Origin of the sequence: Antribacter soli (assembly GCF_021568775.1) — a bacterium.
GTDB classification, from domain to species: Bacteria; Actinomycetota; Actinomycetes; order Actinomycetales; family Cellulomonadaceae; genus Antribacter; species Antribacter soli.
In genome coordinates this window covers 75510-88774 of sequence record NZ_JAKGSG010000025.1, presented here as the reverse complement: position 1 = coordinate 88774, position 13265 = coordinate 75510, and the positions used below count along the sequence as shown (strand labels likewise).

11 protein-coding genes are annotated in these 13265 nt (G+C 71.0%); 8 read left to right on the top strand and 3 right to left on the bottom strand.

All coding sequences use genetic code 11. The features are described 5' to 3' along the window. Positions 1-4: 4 nt before the first annotated feature. Positions 5-991, top strand: a complete 987-nt coding sequence (locus L1785_RS07865) for a carbohydrate ABC transporter permease (RefSeq protein WP_236088664.1) — start codon at positions 5-7, stop codon at positions 989-991. Beyond that, complete coding sequence (locus L1785_RS07860; protein ID WP_236088663.1) at positions 988-1875, top strand: carbohydrate ABC transporter permease; 888 nt, start codon at positions 988-990, stop codon at positions 1873-1875. The genes L1785_RS07865 and L1785_RS07860 overlap by 4 nt, the downstream gene beginning before the upstream one ends. Before the next feature lie 12 nt (positions 1876-1887). Here L1785_RS07860 and L1785_RS07855 read toward each other — a convergent pair whose 3' ends face one another. Together L1785_RS07855 and L1785_RS07850 are read right to left on the bottom strand one after the other, a co-directional pair. Further along, positions 1888-2943, bottom strand: a complete 1056-nt coding sequence (locus tag L1785_RS07855; protein WP_236088662.1) for a hypothetical protein — start codon at positions 2941-2943, stop codon at positions 1888-1890. Between the two features lie 376 nt (positions 2944-3319). After that, a complete protein-coding gene (locus L1785_RS07850) occupies positions 3320-4306 on the bottom strand; it encodes an AraC family transcriptional regulator (protein WP_236088661.1) in 987 nt (328 codons plus the stop codon). A gap of 146 nt (positions 4307-4452) precedes the next feature. On the opposite strand from L1785_RS07850, the gene L1785_RS07845 reads away from it, so the two are divergent. Further along, positions 4453-5907 carry an aldehyde dehydrogenase family protein gene (locus L1785_RS07845; protein ID WP_236088660.1) on the top strand — a complete coding sequence of 485 codons (1455 nt, stop codon included), beginning with the start codon at positions 4453-4455 and terminating at the stop codon, positions 5905-5907. A gap of 368 nt (positions 5908-6275) precedes the next feature. Beyond that, a complete protein-coding gene (locus tag L1785_RS07840) occupies positions 6276-7106 on the top strand; it encodes an enoyl-CoA hydratase/isomerase family protein (protein ID WP_236088659.1) in 831 nt (276 codons plus the stop codon). A gap of 106 nt (positions 7107-7212) precedes the next feature. On the opposite strand, the gene L1785_RS07835 is transcribed toward L1785_RS07840, so the two are convergent. Next, positions 7213-8916, bottom strand: coding sequence for a carbohydrate-binding protein (locus tag L1785_RS07835; protein ID WP_236088658.1), 1704 nt, complete (start codon positions 8914-8916; stop codon positions 7213-7215). 198 nt (positions 8917-9114) lie between these two features. Between L1785_RS07835 and L1785_RS23190 the strand changes: the two genes are divergently transcribed. The 4 genes from L1785_RS23190 to L1785_RS07815 all read left to right on the top strand — a co-directional run bounded on the left by L1785_RS23190 (position 9115) and on the right by L1785_RS07815 (position 13262). Next, positions 9115-10134: a LacI family DNA-binding transcriptional regulator gene (locus tag L1785_RS23190; protein ID WP_236088657.1), complete on the top strand. Its 1020-nt coding sequence runs from the start codon at positions 9115-9117 to the stop codon at positions 10132-10134. 95 nt (positions 10135-10229) lie between these two features. Continuing rightward, positions 10230-11492, top strand: a complete 1263-nt coding sequence (locus L1785_RS07825) for a sugar ABC transporter substrate-binding protein (RefSeq protein WP_236088656.1) — start codon at positions 10230-10232, stop codon at positions 11490-11492. 163 nt (positions 11493-11655) lie between these two features. Next, entirely contained in the window at positions 11656-12435 is a 780-nt protein-coding gene (locus L1785_RS07820; protein WP_236088655.1) for a carbohydrate ABC transporter permease, read from the top strand. Then, a complete protein-coding gene (locus L1785_RS07815; protein WP_236088654.1) occupies positions 12432-13262 on the top strand; it encodes a carbohydrate ABC transporter permease in 831 nt (276 codons plus the stop codon). Before L1785_RS07820 ends, L1785_RS07815 begins: the two co-directional genes overlap by 4 nt. Positions 13263-13265 lie beyond the last annotated feature (3 nt).

Here is a 13265-nt window from a genome sequence, read left to right as displayed (position 1 = left end):
GCTCATGTCCGCATCGACCACCACCGTAGACGAGCCGGGGCTCGCGCCACCCACCCCGGGGCGGCCTCCGGCAGCGTCCCCTCCTGTCCGGCGCCGGGGTCCGCGATGGCGCACCCTGCAGGCGCTCAAGGGCGCCTCGTTCAGCCTCCCGTTCCTCGCGGGGTTCACGCTGTTCGTCCTCGTCCCGATCGTCATGGCCCTCCGTGAGAGCGTCTACAGCACCAAGACGTCGGGCCTGGGCTTCGGCGGCTCGACGGTCACGTTCGTCGGGGCCGACAACCTGCTCCGCGCCGGGGCCGACACCGTGTTCTGGGCGGGCATGGGGCGCGTCGGCCTCTACGCCGTCGTGGTCGTGCCCCTCACGCAGGTGGTCAGCCTCGGGATGGCGCTCGTGCTCGACGCCGCCAGCCGCCGCGTGGGCGCGAGGTTCCGCATCGCGCTGCTGCTGCCGTACATGGTGCCGGGCATCGTCGCCACGATGATCTGGATCTATCTGTACAGCCCCGTCGTCGGTCCGCTGCACGAGTTCTTCGAGCTCTTCGGCCTGGACGTGAACTTCTACTCGAGCAGCCTCGCCTGGGTCTCCATCGGCAACCTGGCGGTCTGGGGGAGCATCGGGTTCAACATGCTCATCCTCTACGGCGCGCTGCAGGCCGTACCCCACGAGATCTTCGAGGCCGCACGTCTCGACGGTGCGTCGGAGGCCCGGATCGCCTGGTCGATCAAGGTGCCGTTCGTGCGCGGTCCGCTCGTGCTGACGAGCCTGCTCTCCATCATCGGCACGCTGCAGATCTTCAACGAGCCGCTGCTCTTCCGGGCGGTCACCCCGGAATCGATCACGAAGGACTTCACTCCCGCCATGATGATCTTCAACCAGGCGTTCCAGGTGGGTAACGTCAACTACGCCACGGCGCTGTCGATCGTGCTCGCGCTCGTCGTCGGAGCCGGCTCCGCGGTGATCTACCGCTTCCTGAACCGGAGCGAGCCGTGAGCCGCGCGGCAGTGAGGCGCAGCGCGGACGAGCCGACCGCGGCCGAGGCCCGGGGAGCGTCGCGCTGGTTCGTGCTGGCCGTCCTGGTCGCGCTGGCCGCCTACGCCGTGGGGCCGCTGTGGTGGCTCGTCGTCGCCGCGACCAAGTCGAACGGTCAGCTGTACACGACGAACGGTCTGTGGTTCGCGGACTTCCGCCTGTCCGAGAACCTCGCCACCCTGTTCACCTACCAGGACGGGATCTTCGGCCTCTGGCTGTGGAACACCGTGGTCTACTCCACGCTCGGCTCCCTGGGCCTGACCGCGGTCTCGCTCGCCGCCGGGTACGGCATCGCCAAGTACCAGTACCGGGGGCGCGCGCTGACGATGGGCCTGATCATCGGGTCGTTCCTCATCCCGGGTTCTCTCATGATCGTGCCGTCGTTCGTGCTTTTCTCGCGGATCGGCATCTACGACACGATCTGGGCGATGATCCTGCCCGGCATGTTCGGGTCCTTCTCCGTCTACCTTGCCAAGGTCTATGCCGAGGGCGCCGTCCCGAGCGAGCTGATCGAGGCAGCGCGGATCGACGGCGCGGGGGAGTACCGCATCTTCGCGTCCATCGCGGCCCGCCTGATGGGGACTGCCGGTGCCACGATCTTCCTGCTCCACTTCGTGGCATCGTGGAACACGTTCATGTGGCCGCTCGTGTTCCTCAAGGGCGCGGAGAAGTGGCCTGTCATGCTCGGTCTGTACTCCTGGCTCCAGCGGGGCACGGACAGCACCGTGGACCTCACGAGCCTGGTCGTGACGGGTTCGCTGATCTCGACGATCCCCATGGTCGCCCTGATGATCGCGATGCAGCGCTACTGGCGTTCCGGAGTGACCATCGGCAGCCTCAAGTAGCGCCGCCGGCGTTCAGGCGCTGCGCGTCTGCTCCATCCGCTCCTCGCGGAGCGCGACCTCCAGCCCCATGAACACCAGCACGTCCAGGACCAGCCCGAACGACGCCGTCCACCGCACCGCCCGGAACACGAGGAGCTGGGTGAACAGCAGGCTCACGAGGACCGCCCGGCGCACCCAGACGGCACCGCGCAGGTGATCACGGCGGCCGACGACGGCGCCGACGGCCAGCAGGACGACGGACGCCCCGACGGCGGCGAGGATCGCGGCCCCGGTCCACTCCGGCACCCCGGGCACGAGCCCGCGCACGACGCGCACGCCCACCATCGCCTCCGCCGCACACACGACCAGGAGGGCGCAGATCACGAGCCACGCGGCCCACGCCCGGTCCACGAGCGCGTCCAGCCACCTGACGACGCGGTCGACGGCGGCGCGCACCAGGTCGGGGACGTCCGCGTCGTCGTCGGGCACCGCGTCGACCAGGCCGGCGACCAGGGCGGCGCCGGGCTCGCCGGCGCCCTTCGCGGCGAGTGCCCGTGCCTCCTCGCGGGCGGCCGGCGTGAACCCGCCGGCCAGCCCCGCGGCGAGCCGGTCGGCCGCCACCGCGAGGTACTCGGCCGGGTGGTGCGCCCGGCGGCCGTGCAGCCCCTCCACGACCAGGACGAGCAGCACCGTGACGAGGTAGATGATCGCGGCCGTGGGGGCGTAGAAGTAGTCGTTGTCCGAGGTGACGAACTTGCCGACCTCGTCGATGAACAGCCCGAAGCCGACGCCGCCGAGCACCGCTCCCAGCGACCGCGGCACCGGGCCCACGTACGACAGCAGCAGCATCATCGCCAGAGCCATCAGGAGCCCGCCCCACAGCACGTGGGCAAGGTGCAGCCCGCCCCCGCCGATCTGCGGGTAGCCCGTCGCGGCCAGGTAGGCCCGTGTGCCGAGCACGGTCACGACGCTCGCAACCAGGAACGTCACCAGGTGCCGCACCGCCGCCGTGTCGCGCGGTGCTCCCAGGCGCAGCAGGTGACCGCGGCCGGCGAGGCCGCCCGGTCCGGTCGTCAGCTCGTTCGTCACGCCGTCTCCCCTCGCGCCGGCGCACGGGCCGGCACCTCCACGGTGCATCCTCCCGCACGGAGCGCGCGTTTCGGGCGACCGCTTTCCACACCCCGCGCTGCCCGACGTCGGCTCGCCCCCGGGACCGGGCACTGCCCCGGCGTCGGCCGCCGGTGGACGACCCCCGGCAGCGGCCGGCGCCGGTTGCCATCTGCGCGAACCGGGCTATGTGACCGGCGAGATCGGTGGCGTCCTGCGCCGCGCAGGGTGGGTGCCCGGACGGGCGCTGCCGTGGGCGCCCCAGGTGGGGGGCCGACGTCTGGCCTCCGCGACCAGGCGACCACCCGCCTCCGCGACCTTGTAGTTGTTCACGCTTTGCGGTCGAAGAGGTGAACAACTACAAGGTCGCCGGCGGCGTCGGAGCGGGGCGGGCCCGCCACTCCCGGGGGGTGCAGCCGTACACGCGGCGGAAGGCCCGGGTGAACGTCGTCGGGTCGTCGAAGCCGCACGCGTACGCGACCTGCTCGACCGGCCGCGCGCCGGGGCCGCCGGCGCGCAGCAGGCGGGCCGCGGCCCGGAGGCGCTCGCGGCGCAGGAACTCCGCGGGCGCCAGGCCCGCCTCGCCGAACACCTGGTACAGCTTGCGGCGCGAGACGAAGTGGCAGCGCGCCACCTCCTCGACGTCGAGGCCGGGCGTCGTCGCGTGGGCACGCAGGAACTCCTGGACGGTGTGCCGCAGCCCGCCCGCAGTCCGCGGGACGACGGGGCCGCCGCCGAACGACGCCCGGATCATGACCTGCGCCAGGTCGCGGGCGACGTCGGCCGCCTCGCCCGGCCGCGGGCCGTCCCCCCGTTCGCCACCCGCCGCACCGGCCGGGTCCCCGCCGGCGCCCGCCAGCGCGGCCACGTACGAGAAGAGGCTGCCGGCGGCGGAGGAGCGCTGCCCGGAGGGCACCGCGAGCCGCGCGGTGGCGGCCTCGATCATCCGGGCGGGCAGGCCGAGGGACGACCCGGAGACCTGCACGATGAGCTGCTGCTGGCCGGGCGGGGAGTAGTCGAGGTAGTACGGGCGGTCCGTGGCGTACACCGTGACGGAGCCGGGACGGACGGGCGTGACGCGGCCGTCCTGGACCACCCGGCCCGTCGAGGAGCGCTGCAGCGACAGGTGCAGGTCGTCAGTGGCGGCGCGCGCGGCGAGGCGCGGGCTGCGCTCGGCGCTCGTGCCGCAGGTCGTGACGAGCGAGACGGAGAGCCGCTCGTCGAGGGCGGTGTGCTCCATGCGCCCGGTGAAGTCCGGCTCGAAGCCTGCGCAGTTGAGCGGCACGAAGCAGCCGCTGACGACCGCCTCCCAGGTGTCGGCGCTCTCCGCCTCGAGAACTACCACGTTCGCCTCCCGCACACGTGTTGCGAGATCGTACGCACGCTCCGCTCGAACGGTCAACGGCGGAGACGTGCACAAAACGCCGGGTCGGCGGCGCGCCCTGTCCTTAGGGTCGGGAAGCGTCGAGGTGGACGAGCAGGAGAGAGACGATGACGTTCTTCGCACAGCAGGACTGGGAGGGCCGCGCCTACGTGGGCGGCTGGACCGAGCTCGAGGCCACGGTCGCGGTGGTGTCACCCGCCACGGGCGCCACCCTCACGACGGTCGCGACCGGCAACGCGGCCGAGCTGGCCGACGCCGTGGACCGCGCCGCGGCCGCGCAGCGGGAGTGGGCCGCGCTGCCCGCCGACGCTCGCGCCGCCGTGATGCGCCGCGCGGCCACCACGGTCGAGGCGCACGCCGACACGCTCGTGCGCTGGCTGGTCGACGAGGCGGGCTCCGGCCAGGGCAAGGCGGCCTTCGAGGTCGGCCTCGTGGTCGCCGAGCTCCACCTGGCCGCGGCCACGGCGATAATGCCCTACGGCCAGCTTCTCCAGACGGCGCACCCCCGCCTGAGCATGGCCCGACGGCGGCCGGCGGGCGTGGTCGGCGTGATCGCGCCGTTCAACTTCCCCGCGATCCTGGCGTCCCGGTCGGTCTTCCCGGCGCTCGCGCTGGGCAACGCGGTGGTGCTCAAGCCGGATCCCCGCACCACCGTGTCCGGCGGCCTGTTCCTGGCGGCCGCGCTCGAGGAGGCGGGTCTCCCGGCGGGGGTCTTCGCCGTGGTCCCCGGCGGCGCCGACGTCGGCGCCGCGCTCGTGGACCACCCGGAGGTGCCGATCATCTCGTTCACCGGCTCCACGGAGGCCGGGCGCGCGATCGGCGAGCGGGGCGGGCGGCTGCTCAAGCGGGTCCACCTGGAGCTGGGCGGCAACAACGCGATGATCGTGCTGCCGGACGTCGATGTCGCGGCCGCGGCGTCGGCCGGCGCCTGGGGCTCCTTCCTGCACCAGGGCCAGATCTGCATGACGACCGGCCGGCACCTCGTGCACGCCGACGTCCACGACGAGTACGTGGCGCTCCTCGCCGAGAAGGCGAAGGCCCTGCCGGCGGGCGACCCGTCCACCGGCACGCCGCTCGGCCCGATCATCGACGCTGGCCAGCGCGACCGCGTGCACGGCCTGGTCACCGCCTCGGTCGACGCCGGGGCTCGGCTGGTCGCGGGCGGCACGTACACCGACCTCTTCTACCAGCCGACGGTGCTCGCCGAGGTCCGGCCCGAGCACCCGGCGTTCGCCGAGGAGATCTTCGGCCCGGTGGCTCCGGTGGTGCGCTTCGAGGACGTCGACGAGGCGATCGACCTCGTCAACGCGAGCGGCTACGGGCTGTCGGTCGCGGTCCTCGCGGGCGACGCGTTCCGGGCGCTCGAGCTCGCCGACCGCATCCCCTGCGGGATCCTCCACATCAACGACCAGACGGTCGACGACGAGGCCCAGGCCCCGTTCGGCGGCACGGGGTTCTCCGGCTCGGGCGCCCGCTTCGGCGGCCACGAGGCCAACATCGAGGCCTTCACCGAGACCCAGTGGGTCACGGTGCAGTCGCGGATCGCGCCGTACCCCTTCTGACGACGGGGGCGGGGTCCGCAGCCCGGCCGACGCGGGGATCGCCACCTGATGGATGCTCAGAACGAGCTCCCACATGGGATCCAGCCGCGTGACCACTCTCGTGCGCACCAGATCGGCCGCGGTGAAGTGAATGCGAAGCCCAGGTCCCCCTCGGACTGTTCCGGCTCGCACAGACGCGCGCTGGGGCGCGGGCCGTGCGGACTGTAGCGAGGTGAAATTTGACCCTGCGGTATGGAAAGGTGACTCCGCTCAGAAATGAGCGTACTCTGAACTCGCCGGGCGGGCCGTGTCGGGGCACGAACCCTGCGCCGGACCATCCAGAGCAGTCATCACCCTGAACCGTCATCGCAGTGAACGGAGCGGACCCCATGCCCGAGCAGAGCACCATCACGTTCGTACGCACCACACCACAGATCGCAAGGATCACGTTCGAGAACCCGCCCGTGAACTTGATAGTCGGCGATACCGTCCGTCGGCTCGACGAGATCACTCGTGAGCTCGAAGCCGACCCGGACATCCAGGTAGTCGTCTTCGACAGCAGCACGCCCGACTTCTTCTTCAACCACTTCGACCTCGCGGCCGCAGCCGAGTTCCCGACGCCGGAGGGCGAGGATGGGGTGCCGATCTGGACGGACATCGTGCTGCGGCTGTCCAAGGCTGCGTACATCACGATCGCGTCGATCCGAGGCCGGACCCGCGGTGGCGGCGACGAGCTGACCCTCGCGCTCGACCTGCGCTACGCGAGCCGTGAGAAGGCGATCTTCGGGCAGCCGGAGGTCGGCGGCGGCCTGCTGCCGGGTGGTGGTGGCACCGAGCGACTGCCCCGGTTCATCGGCCGGGATCGCGCGCTCGAGGTGATCCTGAGCAGCGACGACTACGACGCCGACACCGCCGAGCGCTGGGGCTGGGTGACACGGGCTCTGCCCGACACCGAGCTCGACGGCTTCGTCGACACGATGGCAGCTCGCCTCGCCTCGTTCGACAGGGCCTCCCTCGCGTCGGCCAAGGCCATGGTCAACCGCGCGTCGCTGCCGCCGGACGCAGACCTCGTCACCGCTTACGGCGAGTTCACCCACTCGCTCACGCTGCCCGGATTCCTGTCCCGCGCCGCCGGATTCGAGGCCCTCGCCGCCCAGCTCGGGCTCGATCTCGAGTACAAGCTCGGCGAGTACCTCGGGATGGGCGGCCGGCAGGCCTGAGCTGGTACCACGTGCGGACTGCGGGCCTGACTCGGTGTGTACCTGGTGCACCAGATACTTGGTGCGTCGCCGGGTCAGGGCCGCAGTCTCCGATCCGCAGTGGGGCCTACGACAGCGTGATGCTGTCCAGCTCTGCGTAGCCGGTCCCGCCCGGGAAGAACGGTGAGCCCTTCGCCAGCCGGATCTGGTTGTACCCGGCGCGCAGCGAGACGGTCACGGTCGTCGTCGAGAACTGGGCCCAGCCCGCCGTCGGCGGGTAGGACACGGTGGACCAGCCGCCGCCGTTGTAGGCCAGGCCGTGGGTCGACGTCGCGCCGGTGCCGTTCGCGTACCGGATCGTCATCGTGTAGGTGCGAGCCGTCGGCACGTTCACCGTGAAGTCCACGAAGCTGTGCGAGCGCATGTCGGCCGAGCCGTCGATGCCACCGACGTACGAGCCGTTCGAGGCGCCCGACGCGGCGCGCGTCTGCGCGTTCACGACGTTCGCGTTCTCGGCCTCGTAGACCTGCTGCCAGCTCGTGGTCGGGCCGGCGGCGGGCGTGACGAGGACCTGGTAGGCGCCCTCGGCCGTCATCCCGTTCACCGGGACGGTGACGGTGCCGTTCGAGACGGTAATGGTGGAGCTCGACAGCACGGTCGGGGCCGACACCTGGGTGTTCCGCCCGCTGCCCGGGACGGCGCTCACGGTCACCTGGACGGACGAGCCGAACGACCCCAGGCCGTTGACGCGCACGCTGTTGTTGCCGCTGTCGCCGCCGAGGACGACGTTCACGATCTTGCGGCTCGAGTCGTACGCCGCGACGCCGTCGAGCCAGCTCTGCGGCGTGGTCCGCACGACGTTGCCGGCCATGGCGCCGTACCAGCGGTAGGCCCAGTACGAGGCCGTCGGCTGGCCGCTGAGCGTGAACAGGCCATCGAACGTGCCTGCCTCGAACCAGTACGCGCGGTGCGCCTCCCGGGCGCCGTGCCGCTCAAGCACCGAGATCCAGTGCACGGCCACGCTCGGGATATCCATCTGGTTGAACGAGTTGTACTCGTTGATCGCGATCGGGCGCGGGCTGATGCCGAGCGAGGTCTCGATGGCCCGGTAGTCGGCCACGTGATCGTCGAAGGCGTTCCAGTTCATGTCGTCGAGCTCGTGCCAGACGATGACGTCGGGCAGCGTGCCCGTGTTCCGCGCGTTCGTCATGAACGACAGCATCCGGTCGTGGTTGTAGACCGCGTCGCTTGGCCCGACGATGGGCGTCACCGAGTCGAGCGACCGGATCACGTTGAAGGTGCGCGTCCAGCCGGAGTTGAACGAGCCCGCGTCCGCGGTGTCCCACGTCCAGTCGGGTTCGTTCCACAGCTCCCAGCCGCGGATGTTCGTCGTCGTCGTGGCCGCGAGGCGGGCCTGGACCATGGTCCGGACCTTCTGCTCCCAGTCCGCCCAGCCCTGCCACTCGTAGGGGAACGTCGGGTAGATGTCCGGCATGCGGATGAACTGCTGCGCGCCGGCGCGCGTGATGTTGTTCGCGACGTCGAGCGCGTCGCAGCAGGGCTCCGTGGCCCCGTTGCCCAGGTGGGTGGTGCCCGGCGCCGGCTGGGTGAACCCGTTCGGGCTCAGGGGTAGGAGCTGGTCGGTGGTGGGCTTGGTGTCCGAGCCGACGCCGTAGAGGCCGCCGGACCCGACGTGGGTCACGGGTCGCACCACGGTGCCGACATCGACGGTGAGGGTGTTGCCGGCGGCCTGGGCCGGACCGACGGGGGAGGCCAGCGTGGCCCCCAGGACGAGGGTGAGGACGCTGAGGCGGGACAGGACTCGTTTCATGGAATCTCCTCCTTGAGATTGCGAACCGGTTCGACATTCCGGATCACCAGGACGCTAGTTTCGAACACTGTCCGGCGCAAGAGTGCGAAAAATCCGTACTTGCGATGCGTAAGACTGTGTGGCTAGAGTCGAACCGGTTCGCAACGGACGCGAGTCAGCACGGCGAGAGCTGCGGGGAGACCCGCATGAGGAGGCAGAGTGGCCACGATCGGGGACGTCGCCCGCGCGGCAGGCGTGTCGCGCAGCACGGCGTCGTACGCGCTGTCGGGCAAGCGCTCCATCTCCGCCGACGTGCGGCGCCGCGTCGAGGAGGCCGTCCGCGATCTCGGCTACACGCCGAACGCAGGCGCCCGTGCCCTGGCGACCTCGCAGACCATGGTGATCGGCCTGCTCGCCCAGTTCCTCGAGGACGAGTTCGCGCCGGCCATGCTCCAGTACATCCAGGGCGTCGCGAACACCGCCCGCGAGCTCGGCTATGACATCCTGCTCGTGACGGAGGTCGACGGCACGCGCGGCTTGCGGCGCGTCACCGACTCCCGGATGGTCGACGGGGTCGTGCTGCTCAACGTCGCCGAGCACGACGACCGCCTCCCGATCCTGCGCGCCGCGTCGCAGCCAGGAGCGCTCGTGGGCCTGCCCGCCGACTGCACCGGTGTCGACGTGTTCGACCTCGACTTCGAGGAGGCCGGCCGGCTCATGGTCGACGACCTGCACCGGCTGGGGCACCGCGAGCTCGCGCTCGTCTCCCAGCCCGAGCACGTGATCGAGCGGGGCGGTGCCTACGTGTGGCGCCTCCAGAACGCGGCCGCCGAGGCGGCGCGCGTCCGGGGCATCACGCTCCACGCCATCTTCGCGTCGGCGCACCAGCCCGACGTCGGCCGCGAGCTGCACGACCTGCTGGACGCCCACCCGGGCGTGACCGGCCTGCTCATCAACAACGAGGCGGCCGCCGCGGCGCTGCCCACGGTCCTGCACGCGCGCGGCCTGTCCGTGCCCGGCGACCTGTCCGTGATCGGCCGGTACTCCGACGAGTTCGCGCGCACCTTCTCCCTTCCCTATTCGTCGATCGAGAGCGCACCCGACCGGCTGGGCCGCATGGCGGTCCGCCAGCTCGTGCGCCGGATCGAGGGCGAGGTCGGCCCGGACGAGCCGCACGTCGTGCGGTTCGTCTCGCCCGAGCTCGTCGACCGTCGCAGCACGGGGGCGCCGCGTCGGTAAGCCTGGCCGCCGACGCCGTCGGCCGGTCCGTCGTCGAGTCCTGCCGCAAGCCCTGTCCTGGGCTGGGTCAGTCCTGTCGTTCAAGGAGGAACATCATGCAGCACACGAGGCGTGGGCCTGCCGCCCTCGCGACCACCGTCGCCCTCGCGACCGCCACGGCGGGTCTTCTGGGGGCCTGCTCGGCCGCCGCGCCGGACGAGGCGTCGGAAGGCAGCAGCGACACCTACACCTGGTGGGACCCGTACCCCCAGCACGACGAGTCGTCCGACTGGGCGGCACGCGTCCAGCAGTGCGGTACCGACGCCGGGGTGACGATCGAGCGCACCGCGTACGACACGACGGCGCTGACGAACCAGGCGCTGCTTTCCGCGCAGGAGGGGACGTCGCCCGACGTCATCCTCATCGACAACCCGGCGGTGTCGACCCTCGCCGACACCGGCATGCTCAGCACGGTGGACGAGCTCGGGCTCGACACGTCGGCGATCGACGAGAACCTGCTGGCCGCGGGCGTCGCCGGGGGCGATGCGTACGGCGTCCCGATCGGGGCCAACACGCTCGCCATCTACTACAACAAGGAGGTCCTCGACGCGGCCGGCGTCGACCCGGCCGCCGTCACCGACTGGGCCTCGCTCACCGCCGCGCTGGAGAAGGTCACCGCGGCCGGCAGCAAGGGCATCACGTTCGCCGGCATCGGGACCGAGGAAGGCTCGTTCCAGTTCCTCCCGTGGTTCTGGGGCGCGGGCGCCGACCTGCGCGAGCTGGACTCGCCCGAGGCGGTCGCGGCCGTCGAGCTCTGGAAGGGCTGGCTCGACGCCGGCTACGCGCCGAACACCGTCATCACCAACTCCCAGAACACCACTTGGGAGGAGTTCCTGACGGGCGAGTACGCCTTCGTGGAGAACGGCACCTGGCAGGTCAACAGCGCGGCCGAGGCCGGCTTCGAGACCGGCATCATCCAGATCCCGGCCCGCGACGGCGGCGGCGCGCCCGCGCCGACCGGCGGTGAGTTCATCGTCGCGCCCGTGCAGGAGGACGCCGAGCGCTACGAGGTGACGCGCCAGATCGTCGAGTGCATGACGACTCCCGAGGGCTTCGTCGAGACGGCGACCACGTTCGCGTACTACATCCCGCCGACCGCCGAGGGCCAGGCGGCTCTGCTGGAGCAGAACCCCGAGCTCGAGCCGTGGGTCAGCGCGGTGCAGGACGCGAAGGGCCGCACGTCGGACGACCTCGGCACGGACTACCCGATCATCTCCGAGCAGCTCTGGACCGCCGTCCAGAACGCGCTCTCCGGTGCGGGCAGCCCCGAGGAGGCGCTCAAGGCCGCGCAGACCGAGGCGGAGACGGCGACGAGCTGATGACCAGCACTCCGGCCCTCACCGGTCCGGGCGTGCGGGTGCGCGGCGCGCGCGCCGTGGACCGAGCGCGGGTGGGTGGACGGCCGTCGGCTTCGCCGCCCCCCTGCTCGTCTATCTCGTCCTGTTCTACGCCTACCCGCTGTGGCGCAACATCGACCTCAGCGTGCACGACTACACGATCCGCGCGTTCGTCCAGGGCAACGCCGAGTTCGTGGGGTTCGACAAGTACGCCGAGGTCTTCGGGTCGACGACGTTCCCCACGGCGCTCCTGAACACCGCCGTGTTCACGCTCGTGTCGATCCTGTTCCAGTACGCCGCGGGGCTCGCGCTGGCGGTCTTCTTCCGCTCGGGATTCCGCCTCTCGGGCGTGCTGCGCGCGATGTTCCTGGTCCCGTGGCTGCTGCCGCTCATCGTGTCCGCCTCGACCTGGGCCTGGATGCTCAGCAGCGAGAACGGGATCGTGAACTCGGTGCTGGGCGCGTTCGGCGTGCCGCAGATCAACTGGCTGACGTCGCCCGACACCGCGCTGCTGTCGGTGATCGTCGCCAACATCTGGCTCGGCATCCCGTTCAACCTCGTGATCCTGTACTCCGGGCTGCAGAACATCCCGGGGGAGCTGGCCGAGGCGGCGTCGCTCGACGGCGCCGGCGCGTGGAAGCAGTTCTGGAGCATCACGTTCCCGCTCCTGCGCCCGGTCTCGGCCATCACGCTCCTGCTGGGGCTCATCTACACGCTCAAGGTCGTCGACGTCATCTGGGTGATGACGACCGGCGGACCGGGCAACTCCACCACCACGCTCGCCATCTGGTCCTACCGCGAGGCGTTCGGCACGGGACAGCCTGATTTCTCGCCCGCGGCGGCCGTGGGCAACGTGCTGATCCTCATCGCGCTGGTCTTCGGGTTCCTGCACCTGCAGCTCCAGCACCGTCAGGAGGGGTCATGACAGGCCGTAGGCCACTGCGAAAGACCTGGTGGAAGACCGCCCTCGGCGTGTTCTTCACGGCACTGATGCTCTTCCCCGCCTACTGGATGGCCAACGTCTCGCTGACGCGGACGAGCGACCTGCGGGCCGACCCGCCTCACTGGTTCCCCTGGAACCCCACGCTCGAGGGCTACGCCGCGGTGCTCGAACAGCAGCTGCCGTCCCTGGGCACGAGCCTGCTCGTCGGCCTGGGGTGCGTGGCGCTCACGATCGTCGTCGCCGCCCCCGCGGGGTACGCGCTGGCGCTGCTGAACCTGCGCGGCGGACGGGCGCTCAACTTCGTGCTGCTCGTGGCGCAGATGATCCCCGCCGTCGTCATGGCCATGGGCTTCTACGCGATCTACGTGCGGCTCGGCCTGCTCAACACCGTGGGCGGCCTGATCGTCGCCGACTCGACGATCGCCGTGCCGTTCGGGGTCCTGCTCTACACGGCGTTCATGTCGGGCATCCCGCGCGAGCTCCTCCAGGCCGCCCGGATCGACGGCGCGGGGGCGTGGCGCACGTTCCGCTCGATCGTGCTGCCGGTGAGCCGCAACTCCACGCTCACCGTGGCGCTCTTCGCGTTCCTCTGGGCCTGGTCCGACTTCATCTTCGCGTCGACGCTCAACCGCAACGGCGACCTGATCCCCATCACGCTCGGGATCTACAAGTACATCGGCAACAACACGACGCAGTGGAACTCGATCATGGCGACCGCCGTCGTGGCCTCCGTCCCCGCGGCGATCCTCCTGGTCGTCGCCCAGCGCTACGTGGCCGCGGGCGTGACCGCCGGCGCCGTGAAGGACTGACAC